An 875-nucleotide genomic window follows, 5' to 3' on the forward strand; every position below is an offset into this window, starting at 1 on the left:
TGACTTTTATGGGGGCAACCGTTCGCCGGAGTGCCGATGCCAAAATGTTTGTTCTGTTTGACACCCAATCCCCGGCCGGCACCCACCCCTGGCTGTATTCCTCCACCCCCCTGCCCGTCTGCCTTGCGTCATTCGGTTTCCACGGCAACGTCTCCAGCCTGCTCAAATACTTTAAAGGCGACGCGCCCAAAGTGGCCAAATCCCTGTGGGCAGGTACGCTGATTGCCTTGGTAATTTACGTCCTCTGGCAAATCGCCATCCAAGGCAACCTGCCGCGCAGCGAGTTCGCACCGGTTATCGCCGCAGAAGGACAAGTTTCCATCCTGATCGAAACGCTGTCCAAGTTTGCCCAAACCGGCAATATGGACAAAGTGTTGACCCTGTTCTCCTACATGGCGATTGCCACCTCCTTCCTCGGCGTAACGCTCGGCCTGTTCGACTACATCGCCGACATCTTCAAATGGAACGACAGCATCTCTGGCCGCACCAAAACCGCCGCGCTGACCTTCCTGCCGCCCCTGATTTCCTGCCTGCTCTTCCCCACCGGCTTCGTTACTGCCATCGGCTACGTCGGCCTGGCCGCCACCATCTGGACCGGCATCATCCCGGCCATGCTGCTCTACCACTCGCGCAAAAAATTCGGCGCCGGCAAAAACTACCAAGTTTACGGCGGATTCTGGCTGATGGTTTGGGTCTTCCTCTTCGGCGTCATCAACATTGCCGCCCAAATATTGAGCCAAATGGAGCTTGTTCCCGTATTTAAAGGTTAAATTCCCTTAAGGCCGTCTGAAACACCCTCTTTCAGACGGCCTAATTCATTATTTTCCGCTACAATACCCCCTTTCCCCCCAACGAACCCCGTCCATGTACGACAA

1 protein-coding gene is annotated in these 875 nt (G+C 55.7%); it reads left to right on the forward strand.

All coding sequences use genetic code 11. The features are described 5' to 3' along the window. The coding region (locus ACTHUM_RS15615; RefSeq protein ID WP_440403370.1) for an aromatic amino acid transport family protein at positions 1–770 on the forward strand (770 nt) is incomplete at its 5' end. Positions 771–875: the final 105 nt, after the last annotated feature.

The sequence above is a fragment of the Neisseria sp. P0021.S006 genome (assembly GCF_051956895.1).